We start from the raw sequence: 20,162 nt of genomic DNA, 5'->3' as shown, positions 1-20,162 counted from the left end.
TGCGCCCTCGCGCGGCGTTGGTTCAGGTGTTGCGGGTCATGCCTGGTGCTGCGGGCTTACTGGTTGAAGGTGTCGCTCTTGACGTCGATCCACTTGCCGCCCTCGACCTTGTAGACCGTGAGCTGCTTGTTGGTGGTGTCGCCGTACTCGTCGAAGGCGACCTTGCCGGTCACGCCCTCGAAGGAGACCTTGCCGAGAGCCTCGACGACCTTGGCGCGGGCGTCGTCGGGGAGCTTGCCGCTGTTGGCGGCCACGACGGCCTTGACGGCCTGGATGACGGCCCAGCCGGCGTCGTAGGAGTAGCCACCGTAGGCGGCGTACGGGTCCTTGTAGCCCTCGGCCTTGTAGTCCTCGATGAACTTCTTGGCGGTGTCCAGCTTCTCGACCGGGTAGCCGATGGAGGTGGAGAGGTCGCCTTCGTTCGGCTCGCCGGAGGCGCTGATGAACGCCGGGTCCTGGATGCCGTCGCCGCCCATGAGCGGGACGTTGGCGCCGGTCTTCTTGATCTGGTCGGCGAGCAGGCCGCCCTCGGGGTACTGGCCGCCGAAGTAGACGGAGTCGGCGCCGGAGGACTTGACCTTGTCGGCGGTGGAGGAGAAGTCGGTCTCCTTCACGGTGACGTGGTCGGTGCCGACGACCTCGCCGCCGAGCTTCTTGAACTCGTCGGAGAAGATGGCGGCCAGACCGGCGCCGTAGGTCTGCTTGTCGTCGACGACGAAGACCTTCTTCTTGCCGGCGTCCTTGAAGAGGTACTGGGCGGCGAACTTGCCCTGGACCACGTCGGTGGCGGCGGTGCGGAAGTAGGTGTCGAAGGGGCGCTTGAACTCGCCCTTGCCCCAGTTGTCGCCCTGGCTGAGCGCGGGGTTGGTGTTGGCCGGGGAGACCTGCGCCAGCTTGGCGGAGGCGAATACGCCCTGCATCTGCTGTGCGACGCCGGAGTTCAGGGGGCCGACGACGCCGAGGACCTCCTTGTTGCCGACGAGCTTGGTGGCGTTGGCCTGGCCGGAGGCCGGGACGGCCTGGTCGTCGAGGGCCTCGACCTTGAACTCGATGCCCGGGACCTCGTTGTTCTTGTTGGCCGTCTTGGCCGCGAGGTCGACGGAGTTCTTGATGCCCTGACCGAGAGCGGAGAGGGATCCGGTGAGCGGGGCGTCGACGCCGATGACGACGACGGTCTTCTTGCCGCCGCTGTTGTCCTTGGAGCCTCCGTCGCGCGATCCGCAAGCGGTGAGGGTCAGTGCTCCCGTGGTGATCACGGTGGTGAGGATGAGCAAAGAACGGTGTCGCACGATTCTTCCTTTCCCTGGCGCAGCCCTCTGTCGAGGTGCCGTTGGGTCGCCGGGCCGCACTGGAGAGGTCCACGGCCGTGCTGATTCGCGCCCTGCGGCGCGGTGACTGGCCGTGACTCTAGGGCCGAGGTGGCGAGCACCGGGAGGCGGGAAAGGAGGATGTGACGCTCTTGTTATGCCAAGGCCAAGAATGTGTGGCGGGAGTTTCAACAAACCGGACATTTAGGTGCCCCTGAGATCGTCCGCATCGTGAGAAATCGCAGTTCTTCTAAGGGGCTTGAGGGCTTCATGCTCCTGTCTTTGATCAAATTGAGCCGAATGTGGCTGCGCGTACCCGGGAGAATCCTCCGGGTGGCCATTCCCAGGGGAAAAGGCGGATTCGAGCCGTCCTGGGCATTACGTAGAGTGACGATCTCCGTGTTGCGCGGAAGCCGTGAATGATCTTGGCTTGTCGGCGGAAAGGCCTCTCACCTGCGATTCATTCGGGAGAGGGGATCTGCCCGGAAGGCGGACAGCATGCACGGAATGCGGTGACGGCGGTCACATCGGGGGGCGCCAGTTCTCCGAACTCTCCGTCGCGCCGCCCTGGGCGGCGCAGCGCCGTGCGACGAACCGGTCGATCAGCTCAAGTGCCTTGTCCTGTCCGGCAGTTCGCTCCTCCGCGCGCCCGGCGGCCACTGCGTCCTCGTGGATCGCGTACTGGGCGTTGGACAGCCCCTTCTGCTCCCAGTCGAGGCCGGACCACTGCGTGCCCAGCAGGGTTTCCTTCGCCCAGTAGGACACCAGGCTCGTGCACACCTGTACGGGGGAGGCGGGAGTGGGGGCGGAGCGGCTCACGGAGCCCGCCGCGGAGGGTGGTGCGGAGGATGAACATCCGGCCAGGGCGAGCGCCGCGAGCAGGGTGTGGGCGGCGTACCGGGCCGTGCGTGGCATGGTCCCCATGGGGGGACGGTAGGCGGTGACCGCCGGTGAGACAACGGATGTCACCGCGAAGCGTGCGGATTGGCGGATTCCGGGCGGTTGCGGAGCCGGGGTGCCCACCCCGGCTCCGCTGCTCGGGGGTGCGGCCGGATCAGGCCTGTGCGTGGGCCTCGGCGCCGCCGGCGACCTGGTCGACCTCGCGCAGCAGGCAGGTCAGGCGGGCGGTGCAGATCCGCTTGTCCTGCTCGTCGGTGATGACGATCTCGAAGGTGGTGGTGGACCGGCCGCGGTGGACCGGGGTGGCAACGCCGGTCACGATGCCGCTGCGGGCGCCCCGGTGGTGGGTGCAGTTGAGGTCCACGCCGACGGCGATCTTGCTGATGCCGCCGTGCATCATGGCGCCGATCGAGCCGAGGGTCTCGGCCAGCACGGCGGAGGCCCCGCCGTGCAGCAGTCCGTAGGGCTGGGTGTTGCCCTTGACGGGCATGGTGCCGACGACGCGGTCGGCCGAGGCCTCCAGGATGCGGAGGTCCATGCGCTCACCGAGGTCTCCGGCCGAGAACAGCGCGGGCAGGTCGACCCCCAGGGCCGCGTACTCGTCGAGGACCTCCTGCGGGAACTTCACTGCGTGCTGCTCGCCCATGGCCAGGCTCCGTTCGTCAACGCTCGTTAACCATCAATTCCTGAGGTCGTTCTATCAGGCCGGTTCGAAGCGCACGACGACGGACTTGCTGGCCGGGGTATTGCTGGTGTCCGCGGTCGAGTCGAGCGGGACCAGCACGTTCGTCTCGGGGTAGTACGCCGCGGCGCAGCCCCGGGCGGTCGGGTAGTGCACGACGCGGAAGCCGGGCGCGCGCCGTTCCACGCCGTCCTGCCACTCGCTCACCAGGTCGGTGTACGAGCCGTCGGCCAGGCCCAGCTCCGCCGCGTCGGCGGGGTTGACCATGACGACGCGGCGGCCGCCGGTGATGCCGCGGTAGCGGTCGTCGAGGCCGTAGATGGTGGTGTTGTACTGGTCGTGGCTGCGCAGGGTCTGCAGCAGTAGCCGGCCCGGCGGGACCTGCGGGTACTCGACGGGCGCCGCGGTGAAGTTCGCCCTGCCCGTCCTGGTGGGGAAGCGACGCTCGTCGCGCGGGGCGTGCGGGAGGCGGAAGCCCTCGGGCCGGGCGGCGCGGGCGTTGAAGTCCTCGAAGCCGGGCACCACGCGGGCGATCCGGTCGCGGATGGCGCCGTAGTCGCGCTCGAACTCCTCCCACGGGGTGGCGGAGGCGGAGCCGAGGACGGCGCGGGCCATCCGGGCCACGATGGCCGGCTCGGAGAGCAGCTGCGGGGAGGCGGGGGCCAGGTTGCCGCGCGAGGCGTGGACCATGCCCATGGAGTCCTCCACGGTGACGAACTGCCTGCCGGAGGCCTGGACGTCCTTGTCGGTGCGGCCGAGGGTGGGCAGGATCAGCGCGCGCCGGCCGGTGACCGCATGGGAGCGGTTGAGCTTGGTGGAGACATGGACGGTCAGGGCGGTGCGGCGGATCGCGGCCTCGGTGACCTCGGTGTCGGGGGTGGCGCCGACGAAGTTGCCGCCCATGGCGAAGAGGACCTTGGCGGTGCCGTCGCGCATCGCCCGGATGGAGCGGACCACGTCGTAGCCGTGGCCGCGCGGCGAGGTGATGCCGAATTCCTTGTCGAGGGCGTCGAGGAAGGCGGGTGCGGGCCGCTCGAAGATGCCCATGGTGCGGTCGCCCTGGACGTTGGAGTGGCCGCGGACGGGGCAGACGCCGGCGCCGGGGCGGCCGATGTCGCCGCGCAGCAGGAGGAGGTTGACGACCTCGCGGATGGTGGCGACGGCGTGCTTGTGCTGGGTGAGGCCCATCGCCCAGCAGACGATCGTGCGCTTCGAGGCCAGGACCATGGCCAGCGCGCGCTCGATCTGGGGCCGGGTCAGGCCGGTGGCCGCGAGGGTCTCGTCCCAGTCCGCTTCCTTCGCGGCGGCCACGAGGTCCTCGTAGCCGTGGGTGTGCTCGCGGATGAACGCCTCGTCGGTCGCCCCCTCGGTCTCGATGACGAGCTTGTTCAGGAGGCGGAAGAGGGCCTGGTCACCGCCGATGCGGATCTGCAGGAAGAGATCGTTGAGGGCCGTGCCCCTGAGCATGCCGAGGGGGGTCTGCGGGTTCTTGAACCGCTCCAGACCGGCCTCGGGCAGCGGGTTCACCGAGATGATCTTCGCGCCGGCGGCCTTGGCCCGTTCCAGTGCGGAGAGCATGCGCGGGTGGTTGGTGCCCGGGTTCTGCCCGGCGACGATGATCAGCTCGGCCTGGTGGAGGTCTTCGAGGGTGACGCTTCCCTTGCCGATCCCGATGGTCTCGGTCAGCGCCGAGCCCGAGGACTCGTGGCACATGTTGGAGCAGTCGGGCAGGTTGTTGGTGCCGAACTCGCGGGCGAAGAGCTGGAAGAGGAACGCGGCCTCGTTGCTGGTGCGGCCCGAGGTGTAGAAGAGGGCCTCGTCGGGGGAGCCGAGCGCGGTCAGCTCCTCGGCGATGACCTCGAAGGCGCGCTCCCAGCTGATCGCCTCGTAGCGGTCGCCGCCCTCGGGCAGGTACATCGGCTGGGTGATGCGGCCCTGCTGGCCCAGCCAGTAGCCGGAACGGCCGGCCAGGTCGCTCAGGGGGTGCGCGGCGAAGAAGGCGGGGGTGACCCGGCGCAGGGTGGCCTCCTCCGCGACGGCCTTGGCGCCGTTCTCGCAGAACTCGGCCGTGTGCCGCTTGTCGCCCTCGGGCCAGGCGCAGCCGGGGCAGTCGAAGCCGTCCTTCTGGTTGACCTTGAGGAGGGTGCGGGCGGTGCGGGCCAGGCCCATCTGCTGCTGCGCGATCCGCAGGGTGTGGCCGATCGCCGGAAGGCCGGCCGCCGCGTGCTTGGGCGGTGTGACCTGCGGTGCGTCCTGTACCGGATCACCTGTGGGCGGCTTGGTCGCCATCGCGCTCCCCTTCGAGCGTTCGTACGGGCGCAGCACGGGTGGCCGCGTGCTTCGATCCTTGCACGACCCACGGGTATCGGGGGAGGGCGGTCCGGTGTTCGCGGCGCCCGGGCCGGTGCGCCGGGGGCGTCCGCCGGGGCCGGTGCGCCCGGGGGGACGACGGGCCGGAATTGTCGGTGGGGGCGCCTAGGATCGGGGACGTGGCAGATTCAGCATCGAAGAAGACGGACCAGACGACCGCAGCGGACCGCCCCCGCCTGATGCTCATGGACGGGCACTCCCTGGCGTACCGGGCGTTCTTCGCGCTGCCCGCGGAGAACTTCACGACCGCGACGGGGCAGCCGACCAACGCCATCTACGGCTTCGCGTCGATGCTGGCGAACACGCTGCGCGACGAGGCGCCCACGCACTTCGCGGTGGCCTTCGACGTGTCCCGCAAGACGTGGCGCTCGACGGAGTTCCCCGAGTACAAGGCGAACCGCTCCAAGACACCGGACGAGTTCAAGGGCCAGGTCGAGCTGATCGGCGAGCTCCTCGACGCGATGAAGGTGCCGCGGTTCGCCGTCGAAGGCTTCGAGGCCGACGACGTCATCGCGACCCTGGCGACGCAGGCGGAGGCCCTCGGCTTCGAGGTGCTGATCGTCACCGGCGACCGGGACTCCTTCCAGCTCGTGTCCGAGCACACGACCGTGCTCTACCCGACCAAGGGCGTCTCGGAGCTGACCCGCTTCACGCCGGAGAAGGTCGAGGAGAAGTACGGGCTGACCCCGCAGCAGTACCCGGACTTCGCGGCGCTGCGCGGCGACCCGTCCGACAACCTCCCCGGCATCCCGGGCGTCGGCGAGAAGACCGCCGCCAAGTGGATCACCCAGTTCGGGTCGTTCGCGGAGCTCGTGGAGCGCGCCGAGGAGGTCAAGGGCAAGGCCGGGCAGAACTTCCGCGACCACCTGGAGGCCGTCAAGCTCAACCGGGTCCTGACCGAGATGGTCAAGGACGTGGAGCTGCCCAGCGGCGCCACCGACCTGGTCCGCCTGCCGTACGACCGGTCCGCGGTCACCGGTGTCCTGGACGTGCTGGAGATCCGCAACCCGTCGCTGCGCGAGCGGCTGCTGGCCGTGGACCCGGGCGCCGCCGAGCAGGAGGCCGCCCCGGCGCCCGCGGCCGGCGTCGAGCTCGACGCCTCCGTGCTGGGCACGGGCGAGCTCGCGCCGTGGCTGGAGGCCCACGCGGGCGGGCCGCTGGGCCTCGCGACCGTCGACAGCTGGGCCCTGGGCCAGGGCAGCGTCGCCGAGATCGCGCTGGCCGCCGCCGGGGGACCCGCCGCCTGGTTCACACCGGCCGAGCTCGACGAGGCCGACGAGCGGGCCTTCGCGGCCTGGGCCGCCGACGCGGCCCGCCCCAAGGTCGTGCACAACGCCAAGGGTCTGATGCGGGTCTTCCCCGAGCACGGCTGGCGCCTCGCCGGCGTCACCATGGACACCGCGCTCGCCGCCTACCTCGTCAAGCCGGGCCGGCGCTCCTTCGCCCTGGACGCCCTGTCCACGGAGTACCTGCACCGCGAGCTGGCCCCCGCCGCGGCGGACGGGCAGCTGGCCTTCGGCGCCGACGAGACGGCCGAGGCCGAAGCGCTGATGGCACAGGCCCGCGCGGTCCTGGACCTCGGCGACGCCTTCTCCGGCAAGCTCACCGAGGTGGGCGCGGCGGAGCTGCTGCACGACATGGAGCTGCCGACCTCCGAGCTGCTCGCCCGGATGGAACGCGCCGGCATCGCCGCCGACCGCGACCACCTGGAGGCCATGGAGCAGCAGTTCGCGGGAGCCGTGCAGCAGGCGGTCAAGGAGGCGCACGCGGCGGTCGGCCACGAGTTCAACCTCGGCTCGCCCAAGCAGCTCCAGGAGGTCTTCTTCGGTGAGCTGGACCTGCCGAAGACGAAGAAGACCAAGACCGGCTACACCACGGACGCCGACGCACTGGCCTGGCTGGCCTCGCAGACCGACCACGAACTGCCGGTGATCATGCTCCGCCACCGGGAGCAGGCCAAGCTGCGCGTCACCGTCGAGGGCCTGGTCAAGACCATCGCCGCCGACGGCCGGGTGCACACCAGCTTCAGCCAGACCGTCGCCGCCACCGGCCGCCTGTCCTCCACCGACCCGAACCTGCAGAACGTGCCGGTGCGCACCGACGAGGGACGCGCCATCCGCCGCGGCTTCGTCGTCGGCGCGGGCTTCGAGTCGCTGATGACGGCCGACTACAGCCAGATCGAGCTGCGCGTGATGGCCCACCTCTCCGAGGACGAGGGCCTGATCGAGGCCTTCGCCTCCGGGGAGGACCTGCACACCACCGTCGCCTCCCAGGTCTTCGGCGTGGAGCGCGACCAGGTCGACGCCGAGATGCGCCGCAAGATCAAGGCCATGTCCTACGGCCTGGCCTACGGGCTCTCCGCCTTCGGCCTCTCCCAGCAGCTGGGCATCGAGCCCGCCGAGGCGCGGGGCCTGATGGAGACCTTCTTCGAGCGCTTCGGCGGGGTCCGGGACTACCTCCAGCGCGTCGTGGAAGAGGCACGGGCCACCGGGTACACGGCGACCGTCTTCGGCCGCCGCCGGTACCTGCCCGACCTCAACAGCGACAACCGTCAGCGCCGCGAGGCCGCCGAGCGGATGGCGCTCAACGCCCCCATCCAGGGCACCGCCGCCGACATCGTCAAGGTCGCGATGCTGCGCGTGGACAAGGCGATCACCGAAGCCGGCCTGCGTTCGCGCATGCTGCTCCAGGTCCACGACGAAATCGTGCTGGAGATCGCCCCCGGCGAGCGCGAGCAGGTGGAGGAGCTGGTGCGCCGCGAGATGGGCGCCGCCGTCGAGCTGCGCGCCCCGCTGGACGTGTCGGTGGGCGTCGGCGCCGACTGGGAGTCCGCCGCGCACTGATCCCTATGACGGCCCGCGCGCAGCGCCCGTCCCCGTCCGCTCAGCCGGCGGGGACGGGCGTTCGCGTCTCCTCGGTCGTGCCCCGCCGGTCGCGGTCGCGGCGCTGCCGCAGGCGTACGAGGATCCCGTAGACCAGCAGGGACACGCACAGGCCGCCACCCGCCCCGAAGCAGACGGTCGGCACGATGTCGAGGGGCGTACGGATCCGGTCGAAGAAGGTGAAGAAGCGGACCACGCGGAAGGCCACCCCGACCGCGACGCCCGCCCCGATCAGCGCCAGCGCGCCCCAGCGCTCCGCGCGGCCGAGGACCGGCACGGACGCGGGCGGCGGGGTGGCCGGCAGCCTGCGCAGCGCGGTCGCCGTGAACCACAGCAGCGCACTGGCCGCGATCGCCGATGTGCCGTACTGCAGGAAGGTGTAGGGCGGGAAACCGAAGGCGACGGGCTCGCCCAGCCAGGGCAGTGCGTTCGTCCCCCACCGGCCCGGGTGCGTGAAGCTGTCCCACAGCACGTGCGTGAGCGAACCGGTGACCGCCGACACGTAGAACCAGGCGGCCAGCGCGGGCAGTCGGCGGCGCGCACGCCATTCCTCACCCCGCAGGAAGGCGTGCACCCTGCCCTGCCGACGGCCCGGCAGGAGCGCCACGAGCGGCTCGCGCAGCAGCAGCCAGCATCCCGTGAGGAGCGCGGTGAGGACCGCGTCCAGCGTGAACACCCCGAGCAGCGAGTGCGTGAAGCTCCCGTACGCCATGAAGCCCTCGACGACCGCGTCGGAGAAGTAGAAGGCGTCCGGCGCGAAGGAGCCGAGGACCATCGCGGAGGCGACGAGGGGCCCCCGTGCACGCCCCGTCCGGCGGACGGCCGGAAGGACGGCGGCCGCATGGCTGAGAGTGAACGGCATGGCACCTCTTCGGGACGTTGCTGTGGTCGTTCCACACTTCGGGCCAATGCTCCCGAAGGGTGCCGACATTATGCGTGAGCTTCCGGAGGACGTGGGGATCCGGTGAAATCCGGCCCGTGGTGCGTGCCGGTTGCAGGGAGTTGACGTAGGGTCACGCGGACGTCGAGGGGGAGGGGTCCGGCCATGTCGTCCCGGATATTCGGCCGCAGGCCGCGCAAGGGAGCTGCGGCGGCGCTGGTCTGTGCGCTGACCGTTGCCGCGCTGACCGCCTCGAAGGGGCCCGCGGGCTCCGGTCCGCACGCGCCGCCGGCCGCCGGCGGGAGGACGGACGGGTCGCTCCCGGCCGGTGCGAGCGGCAGCGACTCGACCTACTTCACCGAACTGCCGCCGCTGGTCAGCCCGCAGCCGCCTGAGGTGCTGCTCCCGGAGGGGCTGCCGCAGGAAGCGGGCGCGGACCCGGCGGCGCGGCCCGAACCACCCTCCGCGCCGGTCGTGACCGGGCCGCCGGAAGGGGCGCGGGGGATACCGGCGAGCGTGCTCGTGGCGTACCAGCGGGCCGAGAGGACGGTCGGGCGGAGCGACCCCGGCTGCGGACTGCGCTGGCAACTCCTCGCGGCCATCGGGAAGGTGGAGTCCGGGCAGGCGCGCGGAGGCCGGGTGGACGCGGCCGGGACCACGCTGCGGCCGATCCTCGGACCGGTGCTCGACGGCAACGGCTTTGCGAACATCCCCGACACCGACGGCGGCGTCCACGACGGCGACGCGCGGTACGACCGGGCGGTCGGGCCGATGCAGTTCATCCCCTCGACGTGGGCGGTCTGGGGCCAGGACGCCGACGGCGACGGGCGCCGCAACCCGAACAACGTGCACGACGCGGCCCTCGCGGCGGCCCGCTACCTGTGCGCGGGCGACCGTGACCTGAGGGTGGGGGCCGACCTGGACCGGGCGGTGCTCTCCTACAACCACTCCACGCAGTACCTGCGGACGGTCCGGTCCTGGTTCACGTACTACCTCAACGGCACCCACGAGGTCCCGGACAGCGGAGGTACGGCCACGCCCGCGAAGCCCGCCCCGCCCGCGAAGCCGGACCCGAAGCCCACCCCGACCCCCGAGCCGACCCCGACGACCGACCCGGGCCCCACGCCCGCACCGACGCCGACCCCCACGCCGACCCCCACGCCCACGCCGACCGTGCCCCCCACGCCGACCCCGACGCCGAGCCCGACCCCGACGCCGAGCCCGACCCCGACGCCGAGCCCGACCGTGCCCCCGACGCCGACCCCCACGCCGACCGTGCCCCCCACGCCGACCCCGACGCCGAGCCCGACCGTGCCCCCGACGCCGACCCCCACGCCGACCGTGCCCCCGACGCCGACCCCCACGCCGAGTCCGACCGTGCCCCCGTCCCCCCGGCCCACCCCGGCCGCGACGGGCACCCGGACCCCCGCGCCCGCCGTCACGCCGGAGCCCGCCCGGACCCCCGCGTCGACGGAAACCCGGGCCCGGTAGCGGCGCCCCGCGGCTCGCCGTCGACGGTCGCCGCCCGCCACCTCGCGGGCGCGCGGTCCGGCGTGTCCGCCCGCCGCGGTGGACCGTCGACCTGACGGTTCTCATCTCGCCCCCGCGTTGCTACGGTGCCCCATCTCTGACACCTCATCAGATTCCGGAGCCCCGGCATGCGCGCACTCGTCGCCGCCGCCATCGGCCTCGCGGCCGCGCTGGCCCTCGTCCTCGCCGTCACGGCCTTCGGGGTGCCCGAAGGCGAGACCTCGCCCAAGCCGCTGCTCACCACCGCGCCCCCCGCGCCCGGAAAGTAGAGGAGGGCCCGGCCGTGCGACGCCGAGCGAGCCTTGTCCTGCTGGCCCTGGCCGTGTTCTGCGCAGCGCTCGCGCCGCTGCTGCGCTGGTACGCGTACCCGCGACTGGCGAAGATCCCGCCGAACCAGTACCAGGAGATGGTCCTGGAGGCGAGGGACGCCACCCTCCTCGACTACGCCGGCGGCATGCAGCCCAAGAAGGTCGACAAGGTCACGATCGTGCAGACCCTCAAGGGCAACGTGGAGGCCTCCAGGGAGATCGAGGCCGACACGGGCAAGGACGTCGTCGTCTGGGACACGCTGTCCCACATCATCGGCCCGGACGGAAGCATGGTCTCCCAGATCCCCGAGCGCTACATCTTCGACGCGCACACCCAGGACCCGGTGCACGCCACCGGGGAGATGGTCGACGGCGATCCGGTCAGGCGCCAGGGCATCGAGTTCAAGTGGCCCTTCTTCACCGAACCGCGCGACTACCTCTATTTCGACGCCCAGACCCGCACCTCCTCGCCGATCCACTACGTCGGACCGCGCCGCTTCAAGGGCATGGACGTCTACTACTTCGAGCAGACCATCCCCTGGACCAAGGTGGCCATGCCGAAGAAGATGCCGATCGAGGGCATCGACCCGGCGACGATCGAGGCGGCCACCGGTACCACCCTCTGGTACACCGCCACGGTGCGCTTCTGGGTCGACCCGGTGACCGGGGCGCCCGTCAACGCCGAACAGGACATCCAGCAGGAGATGCGCGGCGGCATCGCCTCGGGCGGACCCGACGGCAGGCTCACCGCCTTCGCCGGGCACGTCACCCTGCGCGAGGACTACTCCGACCTCACGGTCGACCTGGTCAAGGCGAACCGGGCGAAGGTCCTCGCCCTGCACACCTACGCCCCGGTCGGCCTGGCCGCCGGAGGCCTCGCCCTGCTCGGGCTGGCCCTGCTGCTGGAGGCCCGCGGCCGCCGCGTGCGGGACGCGCGCGCCCCGCAGGACGCGGACGGGGTCAGCGCCTGAGCCGGGCGTTGGTGTGGCGGGTGGGCTCAGCCGTGGCCGGGTCCTCCGGCCAGGGATGTTTGGGGTAGCGGCCGCGCAGCTCCGCACGGACGGCGCGGTAGCCGCCCTGCCAGAAGGAGGCCAGGTCGGAGGTGACGGCTGCCGGGCGCCCGGCCGGCGACAGCAGGTGGACGAGTACGGGCACCCCCGCCACCCGGGGAGTCTCCGCCAGCCCGAACAGCTCCTGGAGCTTCACCGCCAGTACGGGCTGTTCGGGCGCGTAGTCGACGCGGATCCGGGATCCGCTGGGCACCTCGATCCGCTCGGGCGCCAGTTCGTCCAGCCGGACCGCCTCGCCGGTGGCCCATGGCAGCAGCCGGTTCAGGGCCTGCCCGGCGTCGATCCGGGCCAGGTCCGCGCGCCGCCTGGCCCGGGACAGCTCGGGCTCCAGCCAGTCGTCGGCCCGCTCCAGCAGCGCGGCGGCGCCGGCCACGTCGGGCCACGGGGCGCCGAGCGTCCGGTGCAGGAAGCCGAGGCGGTCCCGCAGTGCCCGCGCGTCCTGCGACCAGCGCAGCAGGTCCAGCCCCTCCGTGCGCAGCCCGTCGAGCAGGGCGGCCCGCACGAGCGCCGGGGCGGGGGCGCGCAGGGGCCGCACGGCCAGTTCGATCGCCCCGAGCCGGTGCGCTTCGCGGGCGACCACGTCCCCGCCCTCCCAGCGCACCTCCTCGGCGTCGGTGCGCAGGTGTGCTGCGGCGGCCAGGGCGGTGTCCTCGTCGATGATCGCCGCCAGCCCGATCCGCGCCGAGGCGGAGTGCGCGGGTCGGTCCGCGACGGCGACCGCCAGCCAGGGCGCCTGCCGCAGCGACGACCCGTCGCCGAGCCCGGCCCCGGTCCCGGAGGCCATCAGGAAGGCCCCCTCGCCCCTGGCCTTCGCCACCCGCTCGGGGAACGCGAGGGCGGCGACGAGGCCGGCGGCGGCATCGTCCGGGACGTCGCGCCCGAGCGGGCTGCCGGGCGCGGTCCCGGCGGCGGGGTCCGCGGCACGCTCCAGGCGGCGGGCTTCCGCGCGCCAGCGGGCGGCGTAGGCATCGCCGCCCGCACGGGCCCGACGCAGGGCCGCGGCCAGGTCGTCCCCGTACTCGCGCGGCGGCTCCTCGCTCAGCAGTGCCACCAGCCCCGCCGCCCGGTGGGCGCCGAGCGCGGTGCTGCCGTCCAGCAGCGCCCGTGCCAGCCGCGGGTGCAGCCCGAGCCGGGCCATCCGCTGCCCGCGCGCGCTCGGCCGCCCGGCGGCGTCCACCGCCCCGACGGCCACGAGCACCTCCCGCGCCGCTGCCATCGCCCCGGCCGGCGGCGCGTCCAGCAGCGACAGCCCCGACGCGTCCGGGTCGCCCCAGCAGGCCGCTTGCAGGGCGAACTGCGCCAGGTCGGCGACGCGTATCTCCGGCGCAGGGAACGCCGGCAGCCGGCCGTCCTCCGCCTCCGTCCAGCAGCGGTACACCACGCCCGGCGCCTCACGCCCGGCCCGGCCCGCCCGCTGGCGCCCGGCCGCGCGGGAGGCCCGCACGGTCGCCAGCGCGCCCAGACCGCGGGCATGGTCCACCCGGGGTTCGCGGGCCAGCCCGGAATCGACCACCACGCGCACCCCGGGGACGGTCAGGCTCGACTCCGCCACCGCCGTCGCGAGGATCACCCGGCGGTGGTCCGAGGCCGTCAGCGCCGCGTCCTGCACGGTCGCCGGGGCCCGGCCGTGGACCTGGAGCACCTCGGCGTCCACGCCGCCCAGCAGGCCCGCCACCCGTGCGATCTCACCGACGCCGGGCAGGAAGCACAGCACGTCACCCGAACGCTCCGCCAGCGCCCGGCGCACCACCGAGGCCACGTGCGCCAGCTGCGCCGGGTCCACCCGCATCCCGTGCGGGGGCCGCACCGGCCGGGCCGGGGGAGCCCAGACGGTCTCCACCGGGTACGCCACCCCCGCGGCCTCGACCACCGGCGCGTCCCCGAGCAGCCGGGCCCAGCCGGCGGAGTCGGTCGTCGCGGAAGCCGCCACCAGATGCAACTCCGGCCGCAAGGTCTGCCGTACGTCGAGGAGGAACGCGGCGACCGTGTCCGCGTCCAGGTGCCGCTCGTGGCACTCGTCCAGGACGACCACGTCCACGCCGGCCAGTTCCTGGTCGCGCTGGAGCCGCTGGAGCAGCACTCCGGTGGTCACCACCTCCACGAGCGTGCCGGGGCCGGCCACGCGCTCGCCGCGGACCGTGAAGCCGACCGATTCGCCGGTCCGCTCGCCCAGCAGCCAGGCCATCCGGCGCGCCGCCGCCCGGGCGGCGATCCGCCGCGGCTCGGCCACCACCACCCGGCGCCGCGGCCCGCCGCCCACCAGGCCCGCGAGCACCAGCGGCACCAGCGTCGTCTTGCCCGTGCCGGGCGGCGCGCACAGCACCGCGGTGCCGTGCGCGCCGAGCGCGCGGACGAGTCCGGGCAGGGCCCCCCGTACGGGAAGGGCGTCGAGGGCGGCCTGGCGGATCAAGGCGTCAGGCCCTCTCGCAGACGAAGATCGCGGTGCCGGGGATCAGGTTGCCGCGCAGCGGGGACCAACCGCCCCACTCCTGGCCGTTCCACTCGGGCCACTCGGGCTCGACGAGGTCGAGGAGGCGGAAGCCGCCCGCCACCACGTCGCGGACGCGGTCGCCGAGGGTGCGGTGGTGCTCCACGTAGACCGCGCGGCCCCGCTCGTCCTGCTCGACGTACGGGGTCCGGTCGAAGTAGGAGGCGGAGACGGTCAGGCCCTCGGGGCCGGGCTCGTCGGGGAAGGCCCAGCGGACGGGGTGGGTCACCGAGAAGACCCAGCGGCCCCCGGGGCGCAGGACGCGGTGGACCTCCCGCATGACGTTCACCGGGTCGGCGACGAAGGGCACGGCTCCGTAGGCGGAGCAGGCGAGGTCGAAGGAGCCGTCGCGGAAGGGGAGCCGACCGGCGTCGGCCTCGACCAGCGGGATGTCGTCGCCGATGCGCAGCGCGTGCTGGAGCTGGCGGTGGGAGAGGTCGAGGGCCACCGGGCGGGCGCCCTGGGCGGCCAGCCAGCGGGAGCACTGGGCGGCGCCGGCGCCGATCTCCAGTACGTCCTTGTCCTTGAGGGAGGCGGCGGGGCCCAGCAGGGCGGCGTCCGCCTCGTCGAGGCCCTCGGGCCCCCACACGAAGCGGTCGTCGCCGAGGAACGCGCCGTGCTCGCTCTGGTACTCGTCGGCGTTGCGGTCCCACCAGCCGCGGCTCGCGCGGCTGCTCTCCGCTTCCCCGGCGTCACGGCGCGTGGCCTCGGCGTCGTCCGCGGAGGCCGGATCGGCCGCGTACGCGTCTTCGAGGGTGTCGTCCTCTTGGTTCATGGGGCCCGCCGTCGTAGTCTGCGAATGTCTTGGGACGCGGCAGGGAGCGCCATCAGCGCGCGCCCGCCCGTGAATTGTGCCGGTTGTGCGGTGATCCGCCCGGGGTGTGGGCCTTCGCGCATTGACCCTGTCCGGCAGCCCCCGTATGCTACAAGTTGCGCTGCGAGCCTGTGCTCCTCAGACCTAGCAGGCTGCGCTTGCATCTGTTGATGTCCCCTCGGTTTTCGAGGCCTCCCGCCTGTGCGGATCGGGCTTCCGTGGCTGTCCGGCTTCTTCGGCAGATGCCGATAAGGGCTCCCGGCGTAGCAGTACCTACGACTTTCTGTCCGTAACCGGAGCCCTTTCCCACATGACGAGCAGCACCGAGACCACCTCTACCACTCCGCAGGTAGCGGTCAACGACATCGGTAACGAGGAAGCCTTCCTCGCCGCGATCGACGAGACGATCAAGTACTTCAACGACGGCGACATCGTCGACGGCGTCATCGTGAAGGTCGACCGGGACGAGGTCCTGCTCGACATCGGTTACAAGACGGAAGGCGTGATCCCGAGCCGCGAGCTCTCGATCAAGCACGACGTCGACCCGAACGAGGTCGTCAAGGTCGGCGACGAGATCGAGGCCCTGGTTCTCCAGAAGGAGGACAAGGAAGGCCGTCTGATCCTGTCCAAGAAGCGCGCTCAGTACGAGCGTGCCTGGGGCACGATCGAGAAGATCAAGGAAGAGGACGGCATCGTCACCGGTACCGTCATCGAGGTCGTCAAGGGTGGTCTCATCCTCGACATCGGCCTCCGCGGCTTCCTCCCGGCCTCCCTGGTCGAGATGCGCCGTGTCCGCGACCTCCAGCCCTACGTGGGCAAGGAGCTCGAGGCGAAGATCATCGAGCTGGACAAGAACCGCAACAACGTGGTCCTGTCCCGCCGCGCCTGGCTGGAGCAGACCCAGTCCGAGGTTCGCCAGACGTTCCTCACCACCCTGCAGAAGGGCCAGGTCCGCTCCGGCGTCGTGTCCTCGATCGTCAACTTCGGTGCCTTCGTGGACCTGGGTGGCGTCGACGGTCTCGTTCACGTCTCCGAGCTGTCCTGGAAGCACATCGACCACCCGTCCGAGGTTGTCGAGGTCGGCCAGGAAGTCACCGTCGAGGTCCTCGACGTCGACATGGACCGCGAGCGTGTCTCCCTGTCGCTGAAGGCGACGCAGGAGGACCCGTGGCAGCAGTTCGCCCGTACGCACCAGATCGGTCAGGTCGTCCCGGGTAAGGTCACCAAGCTGGTTCCGTTCGGTGCGTTCGTCCGCGTGGACGAGGGCATCGAGGGTCTGGTCCACATCTCCGAGCTGGCCGAGCGCCACGTGGAGATCCCGGAGCAGGTCGTCCAGGTCAACGACGAGATCTTCGTCAAGGTCATCGACATCGACCTGGAGCGTCGCCGGATCTCGCTGTCCCTGAAGCAGGCCAACGAGTCCTTCGGTGCCGACCCGGCGTCGGTCGAGTTCGACCCGACCCTGTACGGCATGGCCGCGTCCTACGACGACCAGGGCAACTACATCTACCCCGAGGGCTTCGACCCCGAGACCAACGACTGGCTCGAGGGCTACGAGAAGCAGCGCGAGGCCTGGGAGACCCAGTACGCCGAGGCGCAGGCTCGCTTCGAGCAGCACCAGGCGCAGGTCATCAAGAGCCGCGAGGCCGACGAGGCCGCTGCCGCCGAGGGCGCTGCCGCCCCGGCCGCCGGTGGCAACGCCGGTGCGGGCATCTCGGGTGGTTCCTACTCCTCGGAGTCGGACGAGACCTCCGGCGCCCTGGCGTCGGACGAGGCCCTGGCCGCGCTCCGCGAGAAGCTGGCCGGCGGCCAGAGCTGATCGCAGCGCGCATCGCACCCCGGTGTGAGCAGAGCTGACCCAGTACGACGGTGAGGCCCGTCCCCTTCGGGGGGCGGGCCTCACCGCGTTCCCGGCGGGATTCCCGCGGTGGCGGTGGCCCGTGTGATCCATTCCGTTCCTGTGAAGGGGCCCGGCCGGGGAATGGCCGCGCAGCCTCGGACGTTCTTGGCAGAGAACGAGACGAGGAGGAGTGGTGGCGGTGCTTGATCCACAGGGCTTGTACGAATGGGATGCCAAGGGTCTGGCGGTGGCCGACCTGGCGGTCGCCCAGGACTCGGCCGGGCTGGTCATGCTGTACCACTTCGAGGGGTACATCGACGCGGGAGAGGCCGGCGAGCAGATCGTCGACCGGCTCCTGGACACCCTGCCCCACCAGGTGGTCGCCCGCTTCGACGCGGACCGGCTCGTGGACTACCGGGCGCGCCGCCCGCTGCTGACCTTCCAGCGCGACCACTGGGCGGAGTTCGAGGAGCCGCGGCTGGAGGTCCGGCTGGTCCAGGACGCCACCGGGGCGCCGTTCCTGCTGCTGTCCGGCCCGGAGCCGGACGTGGAGTGGGAGCGCTTCGCCGTCGCCGTCCGGCAGATCGTCGAGCGTCTCGGGGTCCGTCTCTCGGTCAACTTCCACGGCATCCCGATGGGCGTCCCGCACACCCGGCCCGTCGGCATCACCCCGCACGGGAACCGGACCGACCTCATGCCCGGCCACCGCAGCCCCTTCGACGAGGCCCAGGTGCCCGGCAGTGCCGAATCGCTGGTGGAGTTCCGTCTGTCCCAGGCCGGGCACGATGTCCTCGGCGTCGCCGCACACGTGCCGCACTACGTGGCGCGCTCCCCGTACCCGGACGCCGCGCTGACGGTGCTGGAGGCCATCACGGCGGCGACCGGACTGGTGCTGCCGGCCGTGGCGCACGCCCTGCGGACCGAGGCACACCGTACGCAGACCGAGATCGACCGGCAGATCCGCGAGGGCGACGAGGAGCTGGTCGGCCTGGTGCAGGGGCTGGAGCACCAGTACGACGCCGCCGCCGGGGCCCAGACCCGGGGCAACATGATCGCCGAGCCGGCGGAGCTGCCGTCGGCGGACGAGATCGGCCGCGAGTTCGAGCGGTTCCTGGCGGAGCGCGAGGGCGAGGGCTGAACCCGCCGCCCCCGAGTCCTCCGCCCCGCGGCTCCCGCACGGCTGTACGGGGGCCTAAGCTGCGGGTCATGCTGAAAGTGGGCCTGACGGGCGGAATCGGTGCCGGCAAGAGCGAGGTCTCGCGGCTGCTGGCGGGGTACGGGGCGGTCGTCGTCGACGCCGATCGGATCGCGCGCGAGGTGGTGGAGCCCGGTACGCCCGGGCTCGCGGCGATCGTGGCGGCCTTCGGGCGGGAGGTGCTGACCCCCGAGGGCACGCTGGACCGGCCCGGGCTGGGATCCATCGTGTTCGCGGACGAGGACAAGCTCCGGACGCTCAACGCGATCGTGCACCCGCTGGTCGGCGCCCGGTCCGCCGAACTGGAAGCCGCCGCGGGCCCCGACGCCATCGTCGTCCACGACGTGCCGCTGCTCACCGAGAACGGCCTCGCACCCCTCTACGACCTGGTGGTCGTGGTGGACGCGGCCCCGTCGACGCAGCTGGCCCGGCTGACCGGGCTGCGCGCCATGGCCGAGGAGGAGGCCAGGGCCCGAATGGCCGCGCAGGCCACGCGCGAGGAGCGCCTCGCGGTGGCCACCCTCGTGATCGACAACGACGGGCCGCTGGACGCGCTGGAGCCGCAGGTGCGCAGGGTGTGGAAGGAGCTCACCGAGCGGGCCTCGGGCCGAGCTCCGGGCGCTGGGACTGCTTGACGTGTGCATGGAATAGCGGGCGGGGTGGGGGCGTTGAAGGCTCCGGCAGAGGGAAGGATCCATACCGTGTCCGAGACCGCGCGTCCCACACCGTCCAGCCCGGAAACACACGTCATCGACTTCCGGGCGGCCGAGCAGCTGCTCGCCGCACGCGACCCGCGCGGCGCGGTCAAGCTGCTCGACTCGGTCGTGGCCGCCCACCCGGAGAACACGGCGGCCCGCCTGCTGCGCGCCCGGGCCTTCTTCGCCGCCGCCCAACTGCGCCCGGCCGAGCTGGAGTTCGAGCTCGTCCTGGAGCGCGAGCCGGACAACGCCTTCGCCCACTTCGCGCTGGCCCGCACGCACGAGCGAGCGGGGCGGCCCGAGCAGGCGCGCAAGCACTTCCGGCTGGCCGCGGCCCTCGACCCGCAGCCGGAATACCTGGCGGCGGCCCGCTTCGAGGAGCAGGCCGGACCGGCCTGATCCGGCCGAGCTGCCTGATCCGGCCGGTGCCGTGCGCCGGCCGTGGCGCCGCGCGGCCGGTCCGCCCGGTTCCGGATGCCCGCCGGGCTACGGGTTGAGCTTGTTCACAGCCGTGCCGGTCGTCTTCCTGAAGGCGGCGACCGGGGCCTGCGACAGGTCGCCCATCTGGCTCCACTTCACGACGGTCACGGTGGAACCGTCGCGTCCGATCCCATAGAGGTGCACGCCCGGCTCGGACTCCGGGATCGAGGTGTGGACCCCGTAGACGTGCGCGCCCTCCTCGACCGGGAGGGTCCCGTAGTCCTGCCAGGAGGCCGTGCCGCCCGGGGTCGTACGCAGCCAGTCGGCGGCGCAGGCGGCGACCCTGCGCTCCAGCCTGCCGGCGAGCTTGGCGGCCGCGGAGGGGGAGGCGGCGCGCACGGACACCTGGACGGCGCCGGTGTCGTACTCGGTGCCGAACTCCCGGTGCCAGCCGCCCGCCCGCGGCAGCACGCCGTCCAGGCAGAACGGAGCCGTCTCGGGCAGCCCCCTGGTGATCTCGCCGGCGTACCAGGGGGACGTCGGGTGCGGCGGCAGGTCGGTGCCGGCCAGGAAGCCGGGCGCGCCGGGGGCCGCGGCGGAGGTCGGGGCGGTGAGGACGAGGGTGGCGGCCGCCGCGACCAGTGCGGTGGCGAGGGCGGCGGCGGTGTCGGTACGTCGGAACATGTGGGCTCTCCCCGTGAAGGTGTCGGTGTGCCTGTCCAGGCTGTTCCCCGGCCGGGGCGCGGGGCCAGGGTTCGGGGCGAAACCGGGACACTGG

16 protein-coding genes are annotated in these 20,162 nt (G+C 72.4%); 8 read left to right on the top strand and 8 right to left on the bottom strand.

Translation table 11 applies throughout. The features are described 5' to 3' along the window. Positions 1-56 precede the first annotated feature (56 nt). From ACFW2G_RS06410 to ACFW2G_RS06395, 4 genes are all read right to left on the bottom strand, one after another. Positions 57-1,289, bottom strand: coding sequence for a branched-chain amino acid ABC transporter substrate-binding protein (locus tag ACFW2G_RS06410; RefSeq protein ID WP_037926683.1), 1,233 nt, complete (start codon positions 1,287-1,289; stop codon positions 57-59). 540 nt (positions 1,290-1,829) lie between these two features. After that, complete coding sequence (locus tag ACFW2G_RS06405; RefSeq protein ID WP_384582006.1) at positions 1,830-2,126, bottom strand: hypothetical protein; 297 nt, start codon at positions 2,124-2,126, stop codon at positions 1,830-1,832. A gap of 235 nt (positions 2,127-2,361) precedes the next feature. Next, positions 2,362-2,853, bottom strand: coding sequence for a PaaI family thioesterase (locus tag ACFW2G_RS06400; protein ID WP_037926677.1), 492 nt, complete (start codon positions 2,851-2,853; stop codon positions 2,362-2,364). 54 nt (positions 2,854-2,907) lie between these two features. After that, positions 2,908-5,178 (bottom strand): FdhF/YdeP family oxidoreductase, encoded by a 2,271-nt coding sequence (locus ACFW2G_RS06395; protein ID WP_384582008.1) that lies wholly within the window; start codon positions 5,176-5,178, stop codon positions 2,908-2,910. 200 nt (positions 5,179-5,378) lie between these two features. Between ACFW2G_RS06395 and polA the strand changes: the two genes are divergently transcribed. Further along, positions 5,379-8,102: a DNA polymerase I gene (gene polA / locus ACFW2G_RS06390; RefSeq protein ID WP_037926675.1), complete on the top strand. Its 2,724-nt coding sequence runs from the start codon at positions 5,379-5,381 to the stop codon at positions 8,100-8,102. 40 nt (positions 8,103-8,142) lie between these two features. Here polA and ACFW2G_RS06385 read toward each other — a convergent pair whose 3' ends face one another. Next, positions 8,143-9,003, bottom strand: a complete 861-nt coding sequence (locus ACFW2G_RS06385) for a DUF4184 family protein (RefSeq protein WP_037926672.1) — start codon at positions 9,001-9,003, stop codon at positions 8,143-8,145. Positions 9,004-9,186: 183 nt separating this feature from the next. Between ACFW2G_RS06385 and ACFW2G_RS06380 the strand changes: the two genes are divergently transcribed. The 3 genes from ACFW2G_RS06380 to ACFW2G_RS06370 all read left to right on the top strand — a co-directional run bounded on the left by ACFW2G_RS06380 (position 9,187) and on the right by ACFW2G_RS06370 (position 11,830). Continuing rightward, positions 9,187-10,512 (top strand): lytic murein transglycosylase, encoded by a 1,326-nt coding sequence (locus ACFW2G_RS06380; RefSeq protein ID WP_384680856.1) that lies wholly within the window; start codon positions 9,187-9,189, stop codon positions 10,510-10,512. Between the two features lie 167 nt (positions 10,513-10,679). Beyond that, positions 10,680-10,820, top strand: coding sequence for an SPW_0924 family protein (locus tag ACFW2G_RS06375; protein WP_384453607.1), 141 nt, complete (start codon positions 10,680-10,682; stop codon positions 10,818-10,820). A gap of 14 nt (positions 10,821-10,834) precedes the next feature. Further along, positions 10,835-11,830, top strand: a complete 996-nt coding sequence (locus tag ACFW2G_RS06370) for a DUF3068 domain-containing protein (RefSeq protein ID WP_384582012.1) — start codon at positions 10,835-10,837, stop codon at positions 11,828-11,830. Here the strand turns inward: ACFW2G_RS06370 and hrpB are convergent. Both hrpB and ACFW2G_RS06360 read right to left on the bottom strand, forming a co-directional pair. Continuing rightward, entirely contained in the window at positions 11,820-14,339 is a 2,520-nt protein-coding gene (gene hrpB, locus ACFW2G_RS06365) for an ATP-dependent helicase HrpB (protein WP_384453602.1), read from the bottom strand. The two genes, ACFW2G_RS06370 and hrpB, sit on opposite strands and share 11 nt — an antisense overlap. 4 nt (positions 14,340-14,343) lie before the next feature. Then, the gene (locus tag ACFW2G_RS06360; protein WP_037926663.1) at positions 14,344-15,192 is read right to left on the bottom strand and encodes a class I SAM-dependent methyltransferase; all 849 of its coding nucleotides are present in this window, start codon (positions 15,190-15,192) and stop codon (positions 14,344-14,346) included. A 349-nt stretch (positions 15,193-15,541) separates the two neighbouring features. On the opposite strand from ACFW2G_RS06360, the gene rpsA reads away from it, so the two are divergent. The 4 genes from rpsA to ACFW2G_RS06340 all read left to right on the top strand — a co-directional run bounded on the left by rpsA (position 15,542) and on the right by ACFW2G_RS06340 (position 19,363). Continuing rightward, positions 15,542-17,050, top strand: coding sequence for a 30S ribosomal protein S1 (gene rpsA / locus ACFW2G_RS06355; protein WP_030666059.1), 1,509 nt, complete (start codon positions 15,542-15,544; stop codon positions 17,048-17,050). A 220-nt stretch (positions 17,051-17,270) separates the two neighbouring features. Continuing rightward, a complete protein-coding gene (locus tag ACFW2G_RS06350; RefSeq protein WP_037927521.1) occupies positions 17,271-18,209 on the top strand; it encodes a PAC2 family protein in 939 nt (312 codons plus the stop codon). Positions 18,210-18,277: 68 nt separating this feature from the next. Then, the gene (gene coaE / locus ACFW2G_RS06345) at positions 18,278-18,901 is read left to right on the top strand and encodes a dephospho-CoA kinase (protein WP_037926659.1); all 624 of its coding nucleotides are present in this window, start codon (positions 18,278-18,280) and stop codon (positions 18,899-18,901) included. A 66-nt stretch (positions 18,902-18,967) separates the two neighbouring features. Next, on the top strand, positions 18,968-19,363 hold the full coding sequence (locus ACFW2G_RS06340) for a tetratricopeptide repeat protein (protein WP_037926656.1): 396 nt from the start codon (positions 18,968-18,970) through the stop codon (positions 19,361-19,363). An 87-nt stretch (positions 19,364-19,450) separates the two neighbouring features. Here ACFW2G_RS06340 and ACFW2G_RS06335 read toward each other — a convergent pair whose 3' ends face one another. Then, the gene (locus ACFW2G_RS06335; protein ID WP_384453591.1) at positions 19,451-20,068 is read right to left on the bottom strand and encodes a hypothetical protein; all 618 of its coding nucleotides are present in this window, start codon (positions 20,066-20,068) and stop codon (positions 19,451-19,453) included. Positions 20,069-20,162: the final 94 nt, after the last annotated feature.

The sequence above is a fragment of the Streptomyces sp. NPDC058880 genome (assembly GCF_042742535.1).
Taxonomy (GTDB): Bacteria; Actinomycetota; Actinomycetes; order Streptomycetales; family Streptomycetaceae; genus Streptomyces.
This window is presented reverse-complemented; position numbering and strand designations above follow the sequence as displayed.

Excerpts from the sequence above, each read along its gene's own strand:
- ACFW2G_RS06400 (WP_037926677.1), bottom strand. The coding sequence starts at position 2,853 with ATGGGCGAGCAGCACGCAGTGAAGTTCCCGCAGGAGGTCCTCGACGAG.
- ACFW2G_RS06395 (WP_384582008.1), bottom strand. The coding sequence starts at position 5,178 with ATGGCGACCAAGCCGCCCACAGGTGATCCGGTACAGGACGCACCGCAG.
- ACFW2G_RS06385 (WP_037926672.1), bottom strand. The coding sequence starts at position 9,003 with ATGCCGTTCACTCTCAGCCATGCGGCCGCCGTCCTTCCGGCCGTCCGC.
- ACFW2G_RS06380 (WP_384680856.1), top strand. The coding sequence starts at position 9,187 with ATGTCGTCCCGGATATTCGGCCGCAGGCCGCGCAAGGGAGCTGCGGCG.
- ACFW2G_RS06375 (WP_384453607.1), top strand. The coding sequence starts at position 10,680 with ATGCGCGCACTCGTCGCCGCCGCCATCGGCCTCGCGGCCGCGCTGGCC.
- ACFW2G_RS06360 (WP_037926663.1), bottom strand. The coding sequence starts at position 15,192 with ATGAACCAAGAGGACGACACCCTCGAAGACGCGTACGCGGCCGATCCG.
- rpsA (WP_030666059.1), top strand. The coding sequence starts at position 15,542 with ATGACGAGCAGCACCGAGACCACCTCTACCACTCCGCAGGTAGCGGTC.
- coaE (WP_037926659.1), top strand. The coding sequence starts at position 18,278 with ATGCTGAAAGTGGGCCTGACGGGCGGAATCGGTGCCGGCAAGAGCGAG.
- ACFW2G_RS06335 (WP_384453591.1), bottom strand. The coding sequence starts at position 20,068 with ATGTTCCGACGTACCGACACCGCCGCCGCCCTCGCCACCGCACTGGTC.